Here is a 21,685-nt window from a genome sequence, read left to right on the forward strand (position 1 = left end):
CACGGCGCGGGCCGCCGTACGGAGCCTGGCGGACACGATGCCGCTACCGCCCAGTATTCTCGGGGTCATGAGTACCGACACCCATGCCGAACAGGCGCCCGCGAGCCCGGCGCCCTCGCTGCCGTCCCACACGGTCGACGCGATCAAAAAGTTCGTGGCCGAGCACGGCGGTTCCGCCAGTGCCGTCATCCAGCCGATCGGACTCGCCGGCGTCCGCATCACGCTCGTCGGCGCCGACGGCATCCTCGGCGACCAGGTGGTCAAGGATCTCGCCACCGCGAACGCCGTCGTCGCATCCTTCGACGACGTCACCGTCTCGGAGTGGGACCGCGCGATCACCAGCATCGTCACGCCCCGCAAGGGTCACTTCCAGAAGATGGCCGGCTGGGTCGCGCGGCAGACGCGGTTCCCGAAGGCACGCAACGAGCGCTAGACGCTCGCGGTGTCCGGCTGCGTGACGTACTCGCGGGTGCGTCCCGCAGCCCACACCGCCGCGGTGGCCGCGGTGCATAACCCGGCACCCGCGACGTGGAATGCCACCAGGGCCGCGGGAACGTTCGTGAAGAACTGGACGAGTCCGATCAGCGCCTGCGCCACCACCAGTGCGAGCAGAACCTGCACGCGGATCTTCACCGCGCGGGTGGCGCCCACGGCGTACAGGCCGAAGCACAGGCCGACCAGCAACGCCAGGTAGCCCACCAGCAGTTGGGCATGCAGGTGCACGAGCGTGACGATCTCCACCTCGAGGCGCGGAACCACGCGGTCGAGACTCTTGTCTCCCGCGTGCGGTCCGGCGCCCGTGACCAGCGTTCCGGCGGCGAGCACCCCGGCCAGAGCGACACCCGACAGCGCGGTGAGCCATCGCAGCGGGGCAGGGATCACGTCGATTGCCGGTGCATCGTCGGGTTCGCAGATCTTCGCGTACATCACGGTCGCAAGCCACACCATCGCCATCGACGCGAGCAGGTGCACCGCCACCGTCCACCACAGCAGTCCGGTCAGCACCGTGACACCGCCGATCACGGCCTGCACGACGGTGCCGAGAGGCATCATCCACGCGTAGACGAGGACCTCTCGACGACGGCGGGCGCGGGTGACCGCGAGAACGATCAGAGCCGCGGCCACGACGACGACGAACGTGAGCAACCGGTTGCCGAACTCGACCGCCTGATGGACGACGGCGACCTCGCCGTGCCCGACCGGCACGAAACTGCCGGGGAAGCACTGCGGCCAGGTGGGGCACCCGAGGCCGGACGCGGTCACCCGCACGACGGCCCCGGTGACGGCGATACCGCCCTGCGTGAGGATCACCGCGAACGCGATGACACGCTGCACGGTCAGCGACGGAAGGGGGAGACGGTCTACCAGGCTCAGAAACCCGCGATACAGCACGACGTCGATGGTAGAGGGCCGTCAACTACAGCGTGTCGTTGGGCCGGTGGCGACGCGTTCGACTCCGTGCTACTCACCGCGAATACGCAGGATGCCGGTCACCGTGCCCTGCCAGAAGTCGCCGGTGTCGGTGACGAGTCCGGACATCTGCAGGGTGTCGTTGACCGCGGTGCCGGGGAGTGGGCTGGTGTGCTCGACCGAACCGTCCGCCGGATCGATCACCGCGAACGAGAAGCCGTCCAGGGGCGTCGTGACGTCGAACCCGTGACGGATCACGGTGTACAGGAGCCCGTCGCCGGTCGAGAGATGGGGCACCGCCGCGCTGCGGACGTCGTTGCTCCACACCTGGTGGCAGCCGATCGGGTCGATGTCGACACGGGTCATGCCGCCGGTGAACGGGGCGTTCGTCGGCACCGCCGGGCCCGCGCCGTCCGGAACCGCGGGATGCGGGTAGCCGTACGTCCCCGCGACGTACACCGAATTGGCGATGCCGATCGGGGAGTTCTCGCTGCCGCCCGGGCTGCCGAGCACCGGGACGGAGCAGATCTCGTCACCGGAATCGGCGCGGAAGACCCGAAGACTCACCTCCGGGTCGGCGTTGTCGACGATCGCGACGAAATCGCTGCCGGTCGACGGTCCGAAGTAGGTGGGGGTGGACCCGGTGCCGTGGCTGAGTTGCCCCGGCTTACGGTCCGGACCGCGGTCGTAGTCACGCCGCCAGTCCACACGCACCGCGCCGTCGCGGAGCGTGAACTGGTACAGGGCATGCGTCGTCGCGACCGCGGTGCCGGCGGGCGAGGTGGAGATGCTGTTCTGGACCTGTTCGCCCGCGGCCAACGGCAGAGCATGCGCGACGCCGGCGCGATCCACGGCTCCGACGACGCCGCCACCCGTGGCGAACCAGACGTTGCCCTGCCAGTCCGGCGTCAGCCCGGTCACGTTGTCGCCCGCCGGTACACTGCCGGACAGGTCGACGCGCGAGTCGACGGTGATCCGCCAGCGGCCTTCGGGATCCTGCGAATGTCCGAGGCGCAGTAGCTGACGGTTGCCGTCCACCACGACCAGCCGGTTGTCGTTGTCGAGGAACGCGTACACGCCGCCCAGGAGGCTGCCCTTCGCCAGCGCGAACGTGGCGAGCGAGTTGCCGAACGGGGCGGCGGGGGCGGCGGGGTCGATGAGGTGAACGGTGGGGACCTGGCCGGCCACGGTTGTGCACAAGGCGACGACGAGCCGGTCGGAACCCTGCAGGAGGGTGGGGCACGCCGAGACCAGCGGGTATGCGGACAGGGTGAACGGGCCGGTGCCGGGACCGGGCAGCGGAGTCACGTCGGTGGATCCCGCGTCGCCGTGCATCGTGGACGTGCCCGCGGGTCCGAGGAACGGGTTCGGCGCGGCGGGCGGACCCCACTGCGGTGCGGCGCCCGCGGGCAGGGTGCCGCAGCCGAGGACGGCGAGCAGGACTGCCAGAACGGTGCCGGCGCTGCGGGCGCGCCGGGCTGCAGGTCGGCGGATCACGTGAATCGGAACGTCCGGGCCGCCAGGGCTCCCGCGGCCGCACCCCAGACGACGAGGACGACGACGCTGAGCAGATCCACCGACCCCGACAGTGCGGCGTCGAGCGCGTGCGCGAGCGCACCGGACGGGATCAGCCGGGCCCCGGTGTGGAGGAGCCAGGGCAGCTCGCCGGTGGCGAACACCACGCTGCCGACGCCGACCATCACGAACCACAGGATGTTGGCCAGGGCGAGGACGATGTCGGCGCGGAGGGTGCCGCCGAGCAGCAGTCCCATCGCCGCGAACGTCACGGTGCCGAGGGCGATGATTACGGCGCCGAGAACCAGTCCCCACGCACTCGGACGCCAGCCGAGCGCCAGTCCGATCGCACCGAGGAGCACCGACTGCAGGGCGACGACGATGACCACGGCGGCGCTCTTCCCGGCGATGATCCCCCACCTCGGCAGGGGGGTGGCGCCGAGTCGCTTGAGGGCCCCGTACCGGCGGTCGAAGCCGACCGCGATGGCCTGGCCGGTGAACGCGGTGGACATCACCGCCACCATCATGACGGCGGGCACGACCTTGTCGACCCGCGACGTTCCGAGGTCGCCGATGGGCAGCAGGCACAGGCCGATGAGCAGTGTGATCGGGATGAACATGGTCAGCAGCAGCTGTTCGCCGTTGCGTAGGAGCAGTTTGAGTTCGAGCGCGGTCTGCGCCCGCAGCATGACCGCCGCGCCACTCGGTCGGGGGTCGGGTGCGAACGTGCCCGGGGCGAAACGATTCTCCGTCAGACGGTCACTGGTGCTCATCGTCATCCCCTCAGTTCCCGGCCGGTGAGTTCGAGGAAGACGTCCTCGAGGCTGCGCTGGTCGACGCGGATATCGCTGATCAGGGCGTCCAGATCGGCACACCACGACGCGACCGACGCCACCACCTTCGGATCGATCGGCCCTTCGACGAGGTAGGTGCCCGGTCCGGATTCGGCCACCCGGAAACCGTCGGGGAGGGCTTTGGCGAGGGGCTCGGTGTCCAGACCGGCGGGCGCGCTGAGCCGCAACTGGCCCTCGGCGCCGCGGCTGGTGACCTCGGCGGGCGTGCCTGCCGCGACGATCGACCCGTGGTCGATGATGACGAGCCGGTCCGCGAGTTCCTCGGCCTCGTCCATCAGGTGCGTCGTCAGCAGCACACTGACGCCGTCGCGGCGCAGGGCGTCGATCAGTTCCCACACGAGCAGGCGGGCCTGGGCGTCGAGTCCGGCGGTGGGTTCGTCGAGGAAGACCAATTCCGGCCTGCCGACCAGCGCGCAGGCCAGGGACAGGCGCTGCTGCTGCCCGCCCGACAGCCTGCGGTAGGGGGTGCGACGGGAATCCTCGAGTCCGAGGCTGCGCAGCAACCAGTCCGGGTCGAGGGGGTCGGCCGAGTAGGCCGCGACGAGGTCGAGCATCTCTCCGGCGCGGGAACCGGGGTAGGCGCCGCCGCCCTGGAGCATCACACCGATCCGGGCCCGGACGGCGCCGGCCTCCGCGACGGGGTCGAGTCCGAGGACGCGGACGGTGCCGCTGTCCGGCCGGACGAAGCCCTCACACATTTCGACGGTGGTGGTCTTACCCGCGCCGTTCGGACCGAGCAACGCGACCACCTGTGCAGGTTCGACGGTGAGATCGAGTCCGTCGACGGCCCTCACACCGTCGAAGGTCTTCACCACGCCTTCCAGGCGTACAGCAGGTTGCGCCGATCCGGGCGTTCGCGAGGTCACGGGGAATCAGCGTAAGCCCTGGCCTGGTGTGACCCGGCCGGTGCCCCGGCTTTCCGCGTCGGCGTCGTCCCGGGGCGGATCCGGGGTTTCCGGCACGGTCGGCTGCTGCTCCGAACCGACCCGCCACGGCAGCCGGTTGCGGGTGATCACGATCAGCGTTCCGGCCGTGAAGATGGTGGCGATGGCGGCCTGCACGATGACGAACGGCTGGTACTCGCCGCCGTTCGGCATCAGGATGACGCTGACGATGGACGAGAAGACGATGGCGGGGACACGGAAGGCGGGTGCCGTGGCCCAGGCCGCGAGCGGCAGGACCGCCCACAGCAGATACCAGGGCTGCACCACGGGGAAGAGGAGGACGACCGCGCCGAGGGACAGCCCCAGCGCGCCGACCGCGTGGATCCGGCCGACGAGCGTCGCGACGAGCATCCGCAGTGTGATGAACGCCGCAGCGACGGCCGCGATCGGCCGGGTCAGGCTCAGCACCGCCGTCGTGTGGTCGCCGAGGCCCAGCAGGACCCCGGCCAGTCCGGTGCCCAGCCCGAGGAGCGTGGGGATGGACATCCAACTGCGGACCGCGTTCGCGGTGCCGAGGGTGTGTACCCAGCCGACGCCGAGTCCGCTGGACGTGCTGATGACGAGGGTGACCACCAGGGCCACCCCGCAGAGTAGGGCGGCCGCGGTGAGCACCGCTTTCGGTGTTCCGCCCCATCTCCGGGCCAGCGCCATCCCCACGAATCCCAATGCGAGGAGGGAGGGGATCTTGATCGTCGACGACAGGGCGATGAGTGCCGCCCCCGACAGCATTAGGAGGAGGGACTGCCCGCGGATCGGCTCCGATCGTTCGACGGCCCGCAGCGCCAGCTCGATTCCGGCCAGCATGAGGCCGAGCATCAGGGCCTCGTTGTGAATTCCGGCGACCAGGTGGAACAGCAGCAGGGGGTTGGCGGCGCCCAGCCAGAGGGCGCTGACCTCGGCGACACCGCAGCGCCGCGCCAGCCGGGGGAGTGCCCACACGATCATGGCCACACCGGCGAGGGCCAGCAGCCGGTGCAGGAAAATCCCCGCGACGATGTTCTCGCCGGTCAGCCAGCTGATCCCGCGCCCCATCCAGAGGAACAGCGGCCCGTACGGCGCCGGGGTGTCGCGCCAGATCGTCGGCACGGTCCGGGTCAGGACGTGATCGACCCCGAGCGCACCGGCGGGACCGATCGCGTAGGGATCGAGCCCGCGGGCCGCGATCTCGCTCTGCGCGAGGTACGAGTACACGTCCTTGCTGAACATCGGCGGCGCGACGGACAGCGGGATGATCCACAGCAGAAGGGTGCGGTCGAGCTGGGACCGGTTGAGGCGACGCACGGCCCCGGACTGCAGGCTGCCGATCGCGAAGCGCCCGAGGAGGAGCCACGCGAGCACGATCATCACGGTGCCGGTCATGGTGAGCGTCAACGCGACGCTGGGGATCCGGGCGGGAAGCCCGATGACGCGAAGCCCCTGGACCGGGTTCTGCAGGACCGGCTGGGCGCCTGCGCCCAGCGCGCCCACCGCCATCAGGACGGCTCCGGTGGCGCCGAACCGGCGGATCCCGCGGAGCTGTGCGGTTTCCTGCTTGTTCAGCCCCGCGGTTTCCGGCTCGTCGCCGTGCAACGCGGCCGCCACCGAGGCGCGCGGGGAGCGGCCGTCGATGCCCAGCGCCCGGCGGGCGAGCTCGGCCGGATGTCGAAGAGCGGCGCGAGCCGTGAAGGTCGGCTCCGCGCGGGTCGGCTCCGGGTTCTCGGGGGTCTGCGGCACAAAGGCAGCGTAGCGGTGCGCCCAACACAAGCGGTTCGGCCAGTATTCCCGGGGCCGGGCGGCACATAATCACAGGTGTAAGGCAGGGCACCCTTAGTGGACCTGCGATCCGAATTCCGTCACACTGGTGTTGTGAAAACGGAAACGACACCACGTGCAACGACGGAAAGCGCAGTTCACGCGCCTTCCTCGGCGGCGCCTGTCGGAACCGCGTCACCCGTCGCCGTCGGCCACGAAGGCCATACCCGCGCTGCCGTCGTGAAGCTCCTCCTCGAGGAGGGACCGATCACCGCATCGGAAATCGGAACCCGCCTCGGCCTCAGTGCCGCCGGTGTCCGCCGGCACCTCGACGCACTCCTGGACTCCGGTGAGGCGCGCGAGGCGTCCTCCGTCGCCGTGCGTCACCGCGGACGAGGGCGACCCGCCAAATACTTCCAGATCACCGCCAAGGGCCGCGGCAGGCTCGGACACGCGTACGACGACCTCGCCGGCGCGGCCATGCGTCAACTGCGGGAGGTCGGGGGAGACGCTGCGATCACCGATTTCGCTCGTCGCAGAGTCCAGGCGATCGTCGGAAACGTGACCCCGGCCGCCGATCAGAGCGCCGAAGGCCTCGAAACCACCGCCGACGCCATCGCCGACGCGTTCACGACCGCGGGGTTCGCGGCGTCGACACGCCCGGTGGGCAACGGCGTGCAGATCTGCCAGCACCACTGCCCGGTCTCGCACGTGGCCGAGGAGTTCCCGGAACTGTGCGAAGCCGAGCAGGAAGCGTTCGCCCAATTGCTCGGCACCCACGTCCAGCGGCTCGCGACCATCGCGAACGGCGACTGCGCATGCACCACCCACGTTCCACTCGTCCCGCCGTCCGGTCCCAAATAACAACGCTTTCCCGATAGATCCCCTAGTCAGCAACCGTTTTCCACCGGCGACCAGCCCTCGCCGGTCTCGTAACAAGACTCCGGAAGGAGCTCGCATGACCGTCACATCAGACCAGGTGACATCCACTGCGTCGGCCAACGCCGAGCCGCTCACGCAGGAAGAGACCATCGCGTCACTCGGGCATTACGGGTACGGCTGGTCCGATTCCGACGAGGCCGGTGCCAGTGCGCAGCGCGGTCTGTCCGAAGACGTCGTGCGCGACATCTCGGCGAAGAAGAGTGAGCCGGACTGGATGCTCGACATCCGCCTGCGCGCGCTGAAGACCTTCGACAAGAAGCCGATGCCGAACTGGGGTTCGAACCTCGAGGGCATCGACTTCGACAACATCAAGTACTTCGTGCGCTCGAGCGAGAAGCAGGCCGAGAGCTGGGAAGACCTGCCCGAGGACATCAAGAACACGTACGACAAGCTGGGCATCCCCGAGGCAGAGAAGCAGCGCCTCGTCGCCGGTGTCGCGGCTCAGTACGAGTCCGAGGTGGTGTACCACTCGATCCGTGAGGACCTCGAGGCGCAGGGCGTGATCTTCCTCGACACCGATACGGGCCTGAAGCAGCACCCCGAGCTGTTCCGGGAGTACTTCGGCACGGTCATCCCCGCCGGCGACAACAAGTTCTCCGCGCTGAACACCGCGGTGTGGTCGGGTGGCTCCTTCATCTATGTCCCGCCGGGTGTGCACGTCGACATCCCGCTGCAGGCCTACTTCCGCATCAACACGGAGAACATGGGCCAGTTCGAGCGGACCCTGATCATCGTCGACGAGGGCGCCTCGGTGCACTACGTCGAGGGCTGCACGGCGCCGATCTACAAGTCGGACTCCCTGCACTCCGCGGTCGTCGAGATCATCGTGAAGAAGGGCGGCCACTGCCGCTACACGACCATCCAGAACTGGTCGAACAACGTCTACAACCTGGTCACCAAGCGCACCAAGGTCGAGGCAGGCGGATCCATGGAGTGGATCGACGGCAACATCGGGTCGAAGGTCACCATGAAGTACCCGGCCGTCTGGATGATGGGCGAGCACGCCCGCGGCGAGGTTCTCTCCGTGGCATTCGCCGGTGAGGGACAGCACCAGGACACCGGTGCCAAGATGCTGCACCTCGCGCCGTACACGTCGTCGACGATCATCAGCAAGTCGGTGGCACGTGGCGGCGGACGCGCGTCATACCGCGGACTCGTCCAGGTCAACAAGGGTGCTCACGGTTCCAAGTCGACGGTCAAGTGTGACGCGCTGCTGGTCGATCAGATCAGCCGCTCGGACACCTACCCGTACGTCGACATCCGCGAGGACGACGTGACCATGGGCCACGAGGCCACCGTCTCGAAGGTCAGCGACGACCAGCTGTTCTACCTGATGAGCCGCGGGCTCACCGAAGACGAGGCCATGGCCACGGTCGTGCGCGGCTTCGTCGAGCCGATCGCCAAGGAACTCCCGATGGAGTACGCCCTGGAACTGAACCGCCTGATCGAACTGCAGATGGAAGGGGCGGTGGGTTAGTGACCACGCCAGAAACTGGTGTCCAGAATCTCGGAGTCGCGGGAGCCGTCGCAGGCGAGAATCCGCGGATAGCGCGAACCGCCACCGGCTCGCCGATCAAGAACAAGGGTGAGGTCTTCACCTCGTTCGACGTCAACGCCTTCGAGGTCCCGGGTGGTCGCGACGAGGTCTGGCGGTTCACACCGCTGCGCCGACTCCGCGGACTGCACGACGGAACGGCCGTCGCGAACGGCACGGTCACCGTCGACGTCGCCGGTCCGGACTCCGTCCAGGTCGAGACCGTCGGACGAGACGACGACCGGCTGGGCAAGGCCGGCGTGCCCGCCGACCGGGTTGCCGCGCAGGCCTACTCGGGTTTCGAGACGGCCACCGTCGTGACCGTCGGCCGTGAGGTCGAGGTCGCCGAGACCATCAACATCACGGTCACCGGCCCGGGCGAGGACAAGGTTGCCTTCGGGCACCTGCAGATCCGGCTCGACGCCTTCGCGAAGGCGACCGTCGTCATCGACCAGCGCGGCAGCGGCACGTTCGCCGAGAACGTCGAATTCGTTCTCGGCGACAGCGCCCGCCTCACCGTGGTCGCCGTCCAGGACTGGGCGGACGACGCCGTGCACGTCGCGTCGCATCACGCGCGGCTGGGCCGTGACGCGGTGCTCCGCCACAACGCGATCAGCCTCGGCGGCGACCTCGTCCGCCTGTCCGCGACCGTCAAGTACGACGGCCCGGGCGGCGACGCCGAACTGCTCGGCCTGTACTTCGCCGACGCCGGACAGCACTTCGAGCAGCGACTGCTCGTGGATCACTCGCAGCCGCACTGCAAGTCCAACGTGGTCTACAAGGGCGCCCTGCAGGGTGATCCGAATTCGGGCAAGCCCGACGCCCACACCGTGTGGATCGGCGACGTGCTGATCCGCGCCGCGGCCGAAGGTACCGACACGTTCGAGCTGAACCGCAATCTCGTCCTGACGGACGGTGCACGCGCCGACTCGGTACCGAACCTGGAGATCGAGACCGGTGAGATCGTGGGTGCCGGCCACGCCAGCGCCACGGGACGATTCGACGACGAGCAGTTGTTCTACCTGCGCGCCCGCGGAATCCCCGAAGATGCGGCACGGCGACTCGTCGTGCGCGGGTTCTTCCACGAGATCATCAACAAGATCGCCGTCGCCGAGATTCGCGAGCGCCTCGAGGCAGCTGTCGAGGCCGAACTCGCCGCAGTCGGCGTGTGACCCGAGCCGCCGGACCACTACTTCCCATTTCTTCGAAGGATCACAATGTCTACCCCTGACGCTTCCACCCCCGAAATCTCGGTCCTGGAAATCAAGGACCTGCACGTCGACGTCGCGAACACCGACGAGAACGCTGACCCGATCAACATCCTCAAGGGTGTGAACCTGACGGTTCGTTCCGGCGAGACCCACGCGATCATGGGACCCAACGGGTCCGGCAAGTCGACGCTGTCGTACGCCATCGCGGGTCACCCCAAGTACCAGATCACCTCGGGCACCATCACCCTCAACGGTGAGAACGTCCTCGAGATGAGCGTCGACGAGCGTGCCCGCGCCGGACTGTTCCTCGCGATGCAGTACCCCGTCGAGGTTCCCGGCGTCTCCATGTCCAACTTCCTGCGCACCGCGGCCACCGCAGTCCGCGGCGAGGCCCCGAAGCTCCGTCACTGGGTGAAGGAAGTCAAGGAAGCGCTGACCGAGCTGGACATCGACCCCTCGTTCGGCGAGCGCAGCGTCAACGAAGGCTTCTCCGGTGGTGAGAAGAAGCGCCACGAGATCCTGCAGCTCGGTCTCCTGAAGCCGAAGATCGCGATCCTCGACGAGACCGACTCCGGTCTCGACGTCGACGCCCTGCGCGTCGTCTCCGAGGGCGTGAACCGCTACAAGGAGCGCCAGCACGGCGGAATCCTGTTGATCACGCACTACACGCGCATCCTCCGATACATCAAGCCGGAGTACGTCCACGTGTTCGTCGGCGGTCGTGTCGTCGAGTCGGGCGGACCGGAACTGGCCGACGAGCTCGAGGCGAAGGGCTACGAGCGCTTCACCCAGGCTGCAGCAACGCAAGGAGCATAAACGCAGATGACCACCTCGGTGCGCGTGTTCGACGTCACCCGGATCCGGGAGGACTTCCCGATCCTGGCGCGTACGGTCCGCGACGGAAAACCGCTGGTGTACCTCGATTCGGGCGCGACGTCGCAGCGCCCGAACCAGGTGCTCGACGCCGAGAGGGAGTTCCTCACCACCTGTAACGCGGCCGTGCACCGAGGCGCTCACCAACTCGCCGAAGAGGCCACCGACGCGTACGAGAACGCGCGCGCGGCGATCGCCGCGTTCGTCGGTGCCGACAGCGACGAACTCGTGTTCACCAAGAACGCGACGGAATCGCTGAATCTCGTCACCCACGTCCTCGGCGACGACCGCTTCGAGCGGCACCTCGGCCCCGGCGACGAGATCGTCATCACCGAACTCGAGCATCACGCCAATCTCGTGCCGTGGCAGGAACTCGCGCGCAGTACCGGTGCGACGCTGCGCTGGTACGGCGTCACCGACGACGGCCGGATCGATCTCGATTCGCTCGAGCTGACCGACGCCGTCAAGGTCGTGGCGTTCACCCATCAGTCCAACGTCACCGGGGCGGTGGCACCCGTCGAGGAATTGGTGCGTCGCGCCCGCGCGGTCGGTGCGCTGGTGGTACTCGACGCGTGCCAGTCGGTCCCGCACATGGCGGTGGACTTCCACGCGCTCGGCGTGGACTACGCGGCCTTCTCGGGGCACAAGATGCTCGGCCCGTCCGGCGTCGGTGTCCTGTACGGACGCCGCGAACTGCTGAACGCGATGCCGCCGTTCATCACCGGTGGTTCGATGATCGAGACCGTCACGATGGAACGCACCACCTACGCGCCGCCGCCACAGCGGTTCGAGGCGGGCGTTCCGATGACGTCGCAGGTGGTCGGGCTCGGCGCAGCAGTCCGGTATCTCGAGGAGATCGGGATGGACGCGGTCGCGGCGCACGAGCACACCCTGGTCGAGGCGGCACTGGCGGCGCTCGGTGCCATCGACGGCGTGCACATCATCGGACCCACGACGGCCGAGGACCGCGGCGGGGCCGTGTCGTTCGTGGTCGACGGGATCCACGCACACGATCTCGGTCAGATCCTCGACGACGAGGGGGTCGCCATCCGCGTCGGCCACCACTGCGCCTGGCCCCTGCACCGTCGTTTCGGTGTCGCGGCCACGGCGAGGGCGTCGTTCGCGCTGTACAACACGGTCGACGAGATCGACGCGCTCGCGGCGGCGGTGCGGCGCGCACAGGAGTTCTTCGGGGAGGTTCCTGCATGAGAATGGAACAGATGTACCAGGAAGTGATCCTGGACCACTACAAGCATCCCCACGGCCGCGGCCTGCGCGAACCGTTCGGCGCAGAAGTACACCACGTCAATCCCACGTGCGGTGACGAAGTGACGCTGCGTGTGCAGCTCGCCGACGACGGCACCGTCGTGGATGTGTCGTACGACGGCCAGGGCTGTTCCATCAGCCAGGCGTCGACATCGGTGCTCACCGATCAGGTGGTGGGGATGCCCGTCGAGCAGGCCCTGCAGACCGTTACCGCATTCAACGAGATGGTCAGCAGCCGCGGTACCGTCGAGGGGGACGAGGACGTCCTCGGGGACGGCATCGCCTTCGTCGGCGTCTCGAAGTACCCGGCTCGCGTGAAGTGTGCGCTACTGGGATGGATGGCATTCAAGGACGCGGTTGTTCAAATAGTGGACGACCGGGTCGTGGACGAACGGGATTCGGCCGTTCCGACAGCAGACGGCGAACCAGCTCGAATCGGAGGACAGGCATCATGAGCGAGACGCAGACGCCGGAGGCGGACGCCACGGCCGTACCGGAGCAGGCGACGGCCGACCAAGGCGGCGAGACCGCCACCGCCGCGTCGGGTGCGATTACCGACCCGAAACGCCTCGAGGAGCTCGAGGAGGCGATGCGTGACGTCGTCGACCCCGAACTCGGCATCAACGTCGTCGACCTCGGTCTCGTGTACGGGATCACCGAGGAAGAGGACGTCGTGACCCTCGACATGACGCTCACGTCGGCGGCCTGCCCGCTGACCGATGTCATCGAGGACCAGTCGCGGGGCGCGCTCGTGCGCAGCGGTCTGTGCAACGAACTGAAGATCAACTGGGTGTGGCTCCCGCCGTGGGGCCCCGACAAGATCACCGAGGACGGCCGCGAGCAGTTGCGCGCGCTCGGCTTCACGGTCTGACCACCCACCACGGGTAACGCGGAGGGGCTCGGCGAGATGCATCTCGCCGAGCCCCTCCGCGTCGGTTCAGGCGCGCTTGCGTTCCGAACTGGATGATTTCGCTGTGGCCTTCTTCGCCGCCGTCTTGGCCGGAGCTTTCTTCGCCGGCTTCTTCTTGGCCGGTGCGGCCTTCTTCCCGGCGGCGTCGACGCTGCGCTGCAGGGCCGCCACCAGATCCACCACTTCGGCGTCCTCGCCGCTCTTCTCGACCTCGGCGACGGGGATGACCTTCTTGCCGCCCGACTCGATCATCTCGTCGAGCAGTTCACGCAACTGCACCTGGTAGTCGTCGGTGAATTCGGTGGGGTCGAAGTCGTCGGCCATGCTGTCGACGAGCGTCTCGGCCATCGCGAGTTCCTTCGCCTTCGGCTTGTCGACGCCGTCGAGCGAGGAGAACTCGGCGACGCGTACCTCGTCCGGCCACAGCAGCGTCTGGATCACCAGCACCCCGTCGCGTGACCGCATCGCGGCCAGTCGGGTGCGCTGCCGGAGGGTGAAGTGGACGAGGGCTGTGCGGTCGCTGTTCTCGAGGGCAGTCGCGAGAAGGACATACGCCTTCGGAGAGCTGGAATCCGGTTCGAGGAAGTAACTCTTCTCGAACAGAATGGGATCGATCTGTTCGGTCGGCACGAACTGCAGAACGGGAATCTCGTGTTTCTCGGCGGCAGGCAGTTTCCCGAAATCATCGTCCGTCAACACCACGCGCACGCCGTCGTCGGAGTCGTAGGCCTTGTCGATATCGGCGTATTGGACGACGTTGCCGCATTCGGAGCAGACGCGGTTGTATTTGATCCGGCCGCCGTCCTTGGCATGGACCTGGTGAAACCTGATGTCGTGATCCTCGGTTGCCGAATAGACCTTGACCGGCACATTCACGAGTCCGAACGCTATCGAGCCCTTCCATATCGACCGCATGCGTTCCATGATGGTCTCCTTTTCGCGTTCGCGCGACAGTTCATCGAACTTCCCGGCGAAGCGTCGAACGGAGAATCACACTGCGGATATCGCCGGAGGATGCCCGAAACATCCGCCCCATTGCCGACAGGGTGCCGCGCGGATTCGATCGTTCAGATAGATATGCCGCCTGGAGTTGTGGCGGCAGATCGAAGAAATGCTCGAAGAATTCGGGGACGTGTTCCGCATCCAGATTCAGGAGGACGCGGAGACCAACCGACCGCAGGGACGCGACGGTGCGGGCCTTCCACGACCACAGTCGCGCGTTCGAACCGTCACGAAGATCGCGGGCTAGAACATCTGCGCACAGGAGCGACGCTGCGACGCTGTAGCCCGTTCCGGGGTGCATCAACCCGGCGCGGGCCCCGAAGCGCACCTGATCCGAGCTGTGGGCACGACCCGCCTCGGGAGGTGGCTCGACGGCGAATCTGACTCTCTCGACGTCCGAATGGGACGGCGCGGTGACGCCCCGCTGTCGGAGTCGGTCGTGGAGTCGGGTGGCGAGTTCCGAGATCGGGAGTGGCGGGCGACCGACCAGGCAGGTCTCTTCGAGCAGGAACCGGTCGTGCGCGAGCGGAACCCCGTAGAGGAAGGACGGCGCGTCCGAGGGTGATGTGCCGTTGTCGCGGCGCCAGTCCATGAACACCGCGGCCTCGCCGGCGAGCGCATGTGCGGCCGTGTCGGGGTCCACCACGACGCCGTATGCCGTCTGCTGGGCGAGGTCGGGGCTGTCGCCGGTGCCGCGGGCGTCGACGACGACATGCGCCTCCAGCGTGGACCCTCCGTCCAGCTGGACGGAGGTGGGGGAGAGGTCCACGGCTCTGCCTGGGAGAACAGTTCCACATTCCCTACTGAGTATTGATTGCAGTAAGGGTGTATTCAAAACACAATAGGTGCGATCGATGATGTGGCGACGTGTCGTCCAGGCTGCCGGGCGAGAAGTTCTCGTTTCGACCGCGTCCCTCGGGAGCCAGCTGGGGAGCTCGTCTTCCCACGCCGCGTACGTCGCGGTCCACGATCTGCGGGGGAGTGGGTCGACCGAGACGACCGTCGCACCGAGAGCCGTGGCCCTGTGTGCCAGGGCGCGGCCGGCAGGCCCGAGGCCCACGATCGCAACGTCCCAGATCGCTGGGCGGGGAGATGCTGTCACGCAGCAAGCCTGACACGGGGGCCGAGATCCCTGTCGAAACAAGCCTCCGTTCCAAAGTCGGACCCGGACGGAACTACAATATTTACCGAACTCATCGTCGTACGCTCCGAATGGCTCGGGGGAGTGGGGCTCCACCCGGCGCACGTCGCGCTCCCGTCGACTCGCCACGGCCGGCCCGGACCAGTGGGGGCGTTGAGGGGAGTGCTGACGCGTGGCCCGGCTAAGCGGGCGTGGGGGAGCGCGGTGCGTTGGACGAGATGCAATTGCGCGGGGCGGGGAACCCGGATGCGCCTGCGAGGTCCCGAAACATGCCGGTCGCGCTTCCCGGTCCACCAGGTTGGGAGTCGGTGTACTGAGTCGGGCCCGGACGGAACATCCTAGTTTCCCGAACTACCGTGGTGGCATTCACTCATCCCACCAACCGTCGTCACCGCAGCGCACACCTCGCGACTGCATCACACCCGATCGCCAGGCCGACGACGAAGAGGCCAGAGGCTTTCTACGAGCGGATACGGCCGCGAACGTTAGCGGGATCACTGGCGGGCGTGTTCCGAGTCGCCGGCGGTCGGGTAAAATTGCTGGTTCGTGTGTTCTTTGCGCAGTTTTTCTCATTCAACGCGAGCGTCATTTTCCTAGGAGTCTTGTTGATCACCGCTACCGACCTGGAAGTTCGAGCTGGAGTGCGGACGTTGCTGTCCGCGCCCGGGCCGGCTTTGCGGGTGCAGCCCGGCGACCGCATCGGGCTGGTCGGCCGCAACGGTGCCGGCAAGACGACCACCCTCCGCATTCTCGCGGGGGAGGGGGAGCCGTATGCGGGTGCCGTGGTGCGCACCGGCGACCTCGGATACCTCCCGCAGGACCCGAAAGAAGGCGACCTCGACGTCCTCGCGAAGGACCGCGTGTTGTCCGCGCGCGGCCTCGACGCGCTGCTGCGGGACATGGAGAAGCAGCAGATCCTGATGTCGGAGGTCGTCGACGACGCCGAGCGCGACAAGGCGGTGCGCAAGTACGGCAATCTCGAGGACCGCTTCTCGGCCCTCGGGGGGTACGAGGCAGAGAGCGAAGCCGCACGCATCTGCAACAGCCTCGGCCTGGCCGACCGCATCCTCGGCCAGCAGCTGCACACCCTGTCGGGTGGTCAGCGCCGCCGTGTCGAACTGGCGCGCATCCTGTTCGCGGCATCGGACGGTAGCGGCGGACGGTCGGACACGACCCTTCTGCTCGACGAGCCGACCAACCACCTCGACGCCGACTCGATCACCTGGCTGCGGGGATTCCTGCAGAACCACGAGGGTGGTCTGATCGTGATCAGCCACGACGTCGATCTGCTCAACGACGTCGTGAACCGGGTGTGGTTCCTCGACGCCGTGCGCGGCGAGGCCGACGTGTACAACATGAGCTGGAAGAAGTACCTCGACGCCCGCGCGACCGACGAACAGCGTCGTCGCCGTGAGCGCGCCAATGCGGAAAAGAAGGCCGGTGCGCTGCGCGCGCAGGCCGCGAAGCTCGGCGCGAAGGCCACCAAGGCGGTGGCGGCGCAGAACATGGCGAAGCGCGCCGACAAGCTGATGTCCGACCTCGACGCGGAACGCGTGTCCGACAAGGTGGCCCGGATCCGGTTCCCCGAGCCGGCCGCGTGCGGCAAGACTCCGCTGATGGCGGAGAACCTGACCAAGGTTTACGGTTCGCTCGAGATCTTCACCGGAGTGGACCTCGCGATCGACCGTGGGTCACGCGTCGTCGTGCTCGGTCTCAACGGTGCCGGTAAGACGACGCTGCTGCGCATTCTCGGCGGCGTCGAGACGCCGGACGCGGGCGGACTCGTTCCCGGACACGGGCTGAAGATCGGCTACTTTGCGCAGGAGCACGACACACTCGACGACAACGCGTCGGTGTGGGAGAACATTCGCCACGCGGCCCCCGACACGGGGGAGCAGGAGCTGCGTTCGCTGCTCGGTGCGTTCATGTTCACCGGGCCGCAGCTCGAGCAGCCCGCGGGCACCCTGTCCGGTGGTGAGAAGACGCGTCTCGCGCTCGCGGGTCTCGTGTCGTCCGCGGCGAACGTCCTGCTGCTCGACGAGCCGACGAACAACCTCGACCCCGTTTCCCGCGAGCAGGTGCTGGACGCGCTCCGCAGCTACACTGGTGCCGTCGTGCTGGTGACACACGACCCGGGTGCGGCCGAGGCACTCGACCCGGAACGGGTCATTCTCCTGCCCGACGGCACGGAGGACCACTGGTCGCAGGACTACCTGGAACTGATCCAGCTCGCCTGAGCACTGCGCGTAGATATCGCCGTCGCGGGGCTCTACCGTGGAAACCACCGTCGCTCGCCGACTGGAGGAGTTCATGGCTGACATCGGGGTCTTCGCCAAGAGCGCTCGGATCACGGGACCGTCGCGCGCCGATCTGCAGGCGGAGCTGAAGGAGCGCTACCAGGCCGGAGCGAGTATTCGTTCCCTCGCCCGTGAAATGGGGAGATCGTACGGATTCGTCCGCAACATTCTTGCGGAGTCCGAGGTGGAGCTCCGCGGACGAGGCGGAGCTCACCGTCGCAAGACCTGACCGGTGTCGGTGGGGGAGTGCGGTGTCAGTCGCGGCGTCGGACGGATTCCTCGACGAGGTCGAGCACGGCCGACAGGTTGTCGCCGGCGTGCCCGGAGGCGATGCGTGCGACGAGGCCGTCGAGAACCAGGTCCAGGTAGCCGATCAGGACGTCGGTCGGTACGTCGTCGCGGAGGCGGCCCGCGGACTTCTGCCGCGCGAGGCGCGCCATGGTCGCCTCGGTGAGTTCCGCCGACCGCTGTGACCAGCTTCTGCGGAAGTCGGGATCGTTCCGCAGCCGCCGGGCGATCTCGAGCCGGGTTCCCAGCCAGTCGAACTGTTCGGGCTGGGCGAGCATGTCCCGCATCACCTGGACGAGGCCCTCGTGGGCGACGACGTCCGCCATCCTGGTCGCGTCCTCGTGGGCGAGCGCCAGGAACAAGCCGTCCTTGTCCTTGAAGTGATGGAAGATCGCCCCGCGTGACAGTCCGGTCACTTCTTCGAGCCGGCGGACGGTGGCGCCGTCGTAGCCGTATTCGGCAAAGCAGCGGCGGGCGCCGTCGAGGATCTGACTGCGCCGTGCCGCGAGATGGTCTTCACTGACCTTGGGCAAAGGCTTCCTCCTTCGTCGTTCGCCTGTGCGCGTTTCGGCCCTTCGCGAGAAAGGTCACCTCATGCACTAAGCGCGCACGACCATGTGTCCGGGACGGTGAGATCCGCTCGAAGATGGTCGTGCGCGCTTAGTGCCTGTCCTGGCCGAAAACGCGCACAGGCGCGGTAGCGCCTAGAGCGCCTAGCCCTTGATCATGTTGCGGAGCACGTACTGCAGGATGCCGCCGTTGCGGTAGTAGTCGGCCTCGCCGGGCGTGTCGATGCGCACGACCGCGTCGAAGACGACCTTCTCACCGTTCTCGCGGGTTGCCGTGACCTTGACGGTCTTCGGCGTGACACCCTCGTTGAGCTTTTCGACGCCTTCGATGTCGAAGACCTCGGTGCCGTCCAGCTTCAGCGACGCAGCGGACTCGCCGGCCGGGAACTGCAGCGGCACGACGCCCATGCCGATGAGGTTGGAGCGGTGGATGCGCTCGAACGACTCGGTGATGACGGCCTTGACGCCGAGGAGGCTGGTGCCCTTGGCGGCCCAGTCACGGGACGATCCGGAGCCGTACTCCTTGCCGCCCAGCACGACCAGCGGGATGCCGGCCTTCTGGTAGTTCTGCGACGCGTCGTAGATGAACGCCTGCGGGCCGCCGTCCTGGGTGAAGTCGCGGGTGTAGCCACCGGAGACGTCGTCGAGGAGCTGGTTGCGCAGACGGATGTTCGCGAACGTGCCGCGGATCATCACCTCGTGGTTGCCGCGACGCGAGCCGTAGGAGTTGTAGTCCTTGCGGTCGATGCCGTTCGCGTCCAGGTACTGCGACGCGGGCGTTCCGGCCTTGATGTTGCCTGCCGGGGAGATGTGGTCCGTGGTGACCGAGTCGCCGAGCAGCGCGAGCACGCGGGCGCCCTTGATGTCGCTGACCGGGGTCGGCTCCTTCGGCATGCCGTCGAAGTAGGGTGGCTTCCGCACGTAGGTGGAGTTGGCGTCCCACTCGAAGGTCTTGCCCTCCGGGGTGGGCAGTCCACGCCAGCGCTCGTCGCCCTTGAAGACGTCCGCGTAACCCTTGACGTACATCTCCTGGCTGATCGAGGAGTTGATGGTCTCCTGGATCTCCTGGGGAGAGGGCCAGATGTCCTTCAGGAACACGTCGTTGCCGTCGGCGTCCTGGCCGAGGGCGTCGTGCTCGAAGTCGAAGTCCATGGTGCCGGCGAGGGCGTACGCGATGACCAGCGGCGGGGAAGCCAGGTAGTTCATCTTCACGTCGGGGGAGATGCGTCCCTCGAAGTTGCGGTTACCAGACAGCACCGCGGTGGCGGTGAGGTCGTTGTCCTGGATCGCCTGCGAGATCTGTTCGTCCAGCGGGCCGGAGTTGCCGATGCAGGTGGCGCAGCCGTAGCCGACGAGGTAGAAGCCGAGCTTCTCCAGGTACGGCCAGAGGCCGGACTTGTTGTAGTAGTCGGTGACGACCTGCGAACCGGGTGCCATGGAGGTCTTGACCCACGGCTTGGCGGACAGGCCCTTCTCGACGGCGTTGCGGGCGAGCAGGGCGGCGCCGAGCATGACCGACGGGTTGGACGTGTTGGTGCAGGAGGTGATCGACGCGATCACGACCGCACCGTGGTCGAGGATGAACTCGCCCTTGTCCTCGGACAGGACCTTGACCGGCTTGGTCGGGCGTCCCTCGGCTCCGTTGGCGGCCGACTGCACGTCGACGGCGCCGTCGTCGGCGAACGACAGGGCGGCGGGATCGCTCGCGGGGAACGACTCCTCGACGGCCTCGTCGAGCTGCGAGTGACCCGTGGGGTGGTGCTCCTCCACGTAGTTGTGGATGTCCTTGCGGAACGCGTTCTTCGAGTCCGACAACAGGATTCGGTCCTGCGGGCGCTTCGGGCCTGCGATGGACGGAACCACGTCACCGAGGTCCAGTTCGAGGTACTCGGAGTACTCGGGCTCGTGGTCGGCGTCGTGCCAGAGACCCTGTTCCTTCGCGTACGCCTCGACGAGGGCGAGCTGCTCCTCGGTGCGGCCGGTCAGGCGGAGGTAGCTGACGGTCTCGGCGTCGATCGGGAAGATCGCGGCGGTGGAACCGAACTCGGGGCTCATGTTGCCGAGCGTCGCGCGGTTGGCCAGCGGAACCTCGGCGACACCCTTGCCGTAGAACTCGACGAACTTGCCGACGACGCCGTGCTTGCGGAGCATGTCGGTGACGGTGAGGACCACGTCGGTGGCGGTGACGCCGGGCTTGATCTCACCGGTCAGCTTGAAGCCGACGACGCGCGGGATCAGCATGGAGACGGGCTGGCCGAGCATGGCGGCCTCGGCCTCGATGCCGCCGACGCCCCAGCCCAGCACGCCCAGGCCGTTGACCATGGTGGTGTGCGAGTCGGTGCCGACGCAGGTGTCGGGGTACGCCTGGCCGTTGCGGACCATGATCGTCCGGGCCAGGTGCTCGATGTTGACCTGGTGGACGATGCCGGTGCCCGGGGGGACGACCTTGAAGTCGTCGAACGCGCCCTGGCCCCAGCGGAGGAACTGGTAGCGCTCACCGTTGCGGGAGTATTCGATCTCGACGTTGCGCTCGAAGGCGTCTGCGCGGCCGGCGACGTCGATGATGACCGAGTGGTCGATGACCATTTCGGCGGGTGCGAGGGGGTTCACCTTGTTCGGGTCGCCGCCGAGTGCGGTGACCGCTTCACGCATGGTGGCGAGGTCCACGATGCAGGGGACGCCGGTGAAGTCCTGCATGATCACGCGGGCAGGCGTGAACTGGATCTCGACGTTCGGGTCGGCCGAGGGATCCCAGCTCGCGATGGCGCGAATGTGGTCGGCGGTGATGTTCGCGCCGTCCTCGGTGCGAAGCAGGTTCTCGGCGAGAACCTTCAGTGCATAGGGCAATTTTTCGGTGCCGGGCACGGCCGAGAGGCGGAAGATCTCGTAGGAGTTCTCACCGACCTCGAGGGTGCCTTTGGCGCCGAACGAATCAATACTCGTGCTCACGTCAGCTCCACTCGTCTATGAGGGTCGCCGCCGACGGGGCTGTGTCGACGGCTGCAGGCACTGCGGGCACGGCTGATCCGTGTGCGCTGTCGTGCTAGCGATGACGGAATCGGCCCATACCGCGGTACCTCCGATAGTCTAACAGTACGCTTGTCCTGTGAGAATTCGGGGCGGATCGAGCGTGGACCCCCCGGCGATTCTGCTCGACTCCGATGCGGGACGCGCGCGGACGGAACGGAACTTCGGGGA

General features: G+C 67.5%; 19 protein-coding genes. 10 read left to right on the top strand and 9 right to left on the bottom strand.

Annotation, left to right across the window (positions count from 1 at the left end):
• Nucleotides 1-67: 67 nt before the first annotated feature.
• Nucleotides 68-433, top strand: coding sequence for a hypothetical protein (locus RHA1_RS35090; protein WP_016880338.1), 366 nt, complete (start codon nucleotides 68-70; stop codon nucleotides 431-433).
• Here the strand turns inward: RHA1_RS35090 and RHA1_RS35095 are convergent.
• The 5 genes from RHA1_RS35095 to mptB form a co-directional block, all read right to left on the bottom strand.
• The gene (locus RHA1_RS35095) at nucleotides 430-1,392 is read right to left on the bottom strand and encodes a COX15/CtaA family protein (RefSeq protein ID WP_011598884.1); all 963 of its coding nucleotides are present in this window, start codon (nucleotides 1,390-1,392) and stop codon (nucleotides 430-432) included. The two genes, RHA1_RS35090 and RHA1_RS35095, sit on opposite strands and share 4 nt — an antisense overlap.
• Before the next feature lie 69 nt (nucleotides 1,393-1,461).
• Nucleotides 1,462-2,907, bottom strand: coding sequence for a hypothetical protein (locus RHA1_RS35100; RefSeq protein ID WP_011598885.1), 1,446 nt, complete (start codon nucleotides 2,905-2,907; stop codon nucleotides 1,462-1,464).
• Nucleotides 2,904-3,704 carry an ABC transporter permease gene (locus RHA1_RS35105; protein WP_011598886.1) on the bottom strand — a complete coding sequence of 267 codons (801 nt, stop codon included), beginning with the start codon at nucleotides 3,702-3,704 and terminating at the stop codon, nucleotides 2,904-2,906. The genes RHA1_RS35100 and RHA1_RS35105 overlap by 4 nt, the downstream gene beginning before the upstream one ends.
• Nucleotides 3,701-4,645: an ABC transporter ATP-binding protein gene (locus RHA1_RS35110; RefSeq protein WP_011598887.1), complete on the bottom strand. Its 945-nt coding sequence runs from the start codon at nucleotides 4,643-4,645 to the stop codon at nucleotides 3,701-3,703. The genes RHA1_RS35105 and RHA1_RS35110 overlap by 4 nt, the downstream gene beginning before the upstream one ends.
• A gap of 6 nt (nucleotides 4,646-4,651) precedes the next feature.
• Nucleotides 4,652-6,436: a polyprenol phosphomannose-dependent alpha 1,6 mannosyltransferase MptB gene (mptB, locus tag RHA1_RS35115; protein WP_011598888.1), complete on the bottom strand. Its 1,785-nt coding sequence runs from the start codon at nucleotides 6,434-6,436 to the stop codon at nucleotides 4,652-4,654.
• A 96-nt stretch (nucleotides 6,437-6,532) separates the two neighbouring features.
• On the opposite strand from mptB, the gene RHA1_RS35120 reads away from it, so the two are divergent.
• The 7 genes from RHA1_RS35120 to RHA1_RS35150 all read left to right on the top strand — a co-directional run bounded on the left by RHA1_RS35120 (nucleotide 6,533) and on the right by RHA1_RS35150 (nucleotide 13,151).
• Nucleotides 6,533-7,318 carry a helix-turn-helix transcriptional regulator gene (locus RHA1_RS35120; RefSeq protein WP_009480460.1) on the top strand — a complete coding sequence of 262 codons (786 nt, stop codon included), beginning with the start codon at nucleotides 6,533-6,535 and terminating at the stop codon, nucleotides 7,316-7,318.
• Nucleotides 7,319-7,412: 94 nt separating this feature from the next.
• Nucleotides 7,413-8,873 (top strand): Fe-S cluster assembly protein SufB, encoded by a 1,461-nt coding sequence (gene sufB, locus RHA1_RS35125; protein ID WP_009480461.1) that lies wholly within the window; start codon nucleotides 7,413-7,415, stop codon nucleotides 8,871-8,873.
• On the top strand, nucleotides 8,873-10,102 hold the full coding sequence (gene sufD / locus RHA1_RS35130) for a Fe-S cluster assembly protein SufD (RefSeq protein ID WP_009480462.1): 1,230 nt from the start codon (nucleotides 8,873-8,875) through the stop codon (nucleotides 10,100-10,102). Before sufB ends, sufD begins: the two co-directional genes overlap by 1 nt.
• A 45-nt stretch (nucleotides 10,103-10,147) precedes the next feature.
• A complete protein-coding gene (gene sufC / locus RHA1_RS35135; RefSeq protein WP_009480463.1) occupies nucleotides 10,148-10,957 on the top strand; it encodes a Fe-S cluster assembly ATPase SufC in 810 nt (269 codons plus the stop codon).
• Nucleotides 10,958-10,963: 6 nt separating this feature from the next.
• The gene (locus tag RHA1_RS35140; protein WP_009480464.1) at nucleotides 10,964-12,223 is read left to right on the top strand and encodes a cysteine desulfurase; all 1,260 of its coding nucleotides are present in this window, start codon (nucleotides 10,964-10,966) and stop codon (nucleotides 12,221-12,223) included.
• Entirely contained in the window at nucleotides 12,220-12,735 is a 516-nt protein-coding gene (gene sufU / locus RHA1_RS35145; protein WP_009480465.1) for a Fe-S cluster assembly sulfur transfer protein SufU, read from the top strand. Before RHA1_RS35140 ends, sufU begins: the two co-directional genes overlap by 4 nt.
• Nucleotides 12,732-13,151 (top strand): metal-sulfur cluster assembly factor, encoded by a 420-nt coding sequence (locus RHA1_RS35150; protein ID WP_009480466.1) that lies wholly within the window; start codon nucleotides 12,732-12,734, stop codon nucleotides 13,149-13,151. Before sufU ends, RHA1_RS35150 begins: the two co-directional genes overlap by 4 nt.
• Before the next feature lie 66 nt (nucleotides 13,152-13,217).
• Here RHA1_RS35150 and ku read toward each other — a convergent pair whose 3' ends face one another.
• Both ku and RHA1_RS35160 read right to left on the bottom strand, forming a co-directional pair.
• Nucleotides 13,218-14,105, bottom strand: coding sequence for a non-homologous end joining protein Ku (ku, locus tag RHA1_RS35155; protein WP_443216062.1), 888 nt, complete (start codon nucleotides 14,103-14,105; stop codon nucleotides 13,218-13,220).
• Between the two features lie 40 nt (nucleotides 14,106-14,145).
• Nucleotides 14,146-15,294, bottom strand: coding sequence for a lycopene cyclase family protein (locus tag RHA1_RS35160; RefSeq protein WP_029537770.1), 1,149 nt, complete (start codon nucleotides 15,292-15,294; stop codon nucleotides 14,146-14,148).
• Nucleotides 15,295-15,938: 644 nt separating this feature from the next.
• Here RHA1_RS35160 and RHA1_RS35165 point away from each other — a divergent pair.
• Both RHA1_RS35165 and RHA1_RS35170 read left to right on the top strand, forming a co-directional pair.
• On the top strand, nucleotides 15,939-17,570 hold the full coding sequence (locus RHA1_RS35165) for an ABC-F family ATP-binding cassette domain-containing protein (RefSeq protein WP_009480469.1): 1,632 nt from the start codon (nucleotides 15,939-15,941) through the stop codon (nucleotides 17,568-17,570).
• Between the two features lie 73 nt (nucleotides 17,571-17,643).
• The gene (locus RHA1_RS35170; protein ID WP_005255033.1) at nucleotides 17,644-17,859 is read left to right on the top strand and encodes a helix-turn-helix domain-containing protein; all 216 of its coding nucleotides are present in this window, start codon (nucleotides 17,644-17,646) and stop codon (nucleotides 17,857-17,859) included.
• Nucleotides 17,860-17,884: 25 nt separating this feature from the next.
• Here the strand turns inward: RHA1_RS35170 and RHA1_RS35175 are convergent, their stop codons facing one another.
• Both RHA1_RS35175 and acnA read right to left on the bottom strand, forming a co-directional pair.
• Nucleotides 17,885-18,451, bottom strand: a complete 567-nt coding sequence (locus RHA1_RS35175) for a TetR/AcrR family transcriptional regulator (protein WP_009480470.1) — start codon at nucleotides 18,449-18,451, stop codon at nucleotides 17,885-17,887.
• 180 nt (nucleotides 18,452-18,631) lie between these two features.
• Nucleotides 18,632-21,436, bottom strand: coding sequence for an aconitate hydratase AcnA (gene acnA / locus RHA1_RS35180; RefSeq protein ID WP_009480471.1), 2,805 nt, complete (start codon nucleotides 21,434-21,436; stop codon nucleotides 18,632-18,634).
• Between the last annotated feature and the right edge of the window lie 249 nt (nucleotides 21,437-21,685).

The sequence above is a fragment of the Rhodococcus jostii RHA1 genome (genome assembly GCF_000014565.1).
In the GTDB taxonomy this organism is placed as follows: domain Bacteria; phylum Actinomycetota; class Actinomycetes; order Mycobacteriales; family Mycobacteriaceae; genus Rhodococcus_F; species Rhodococcus_F jostii_A.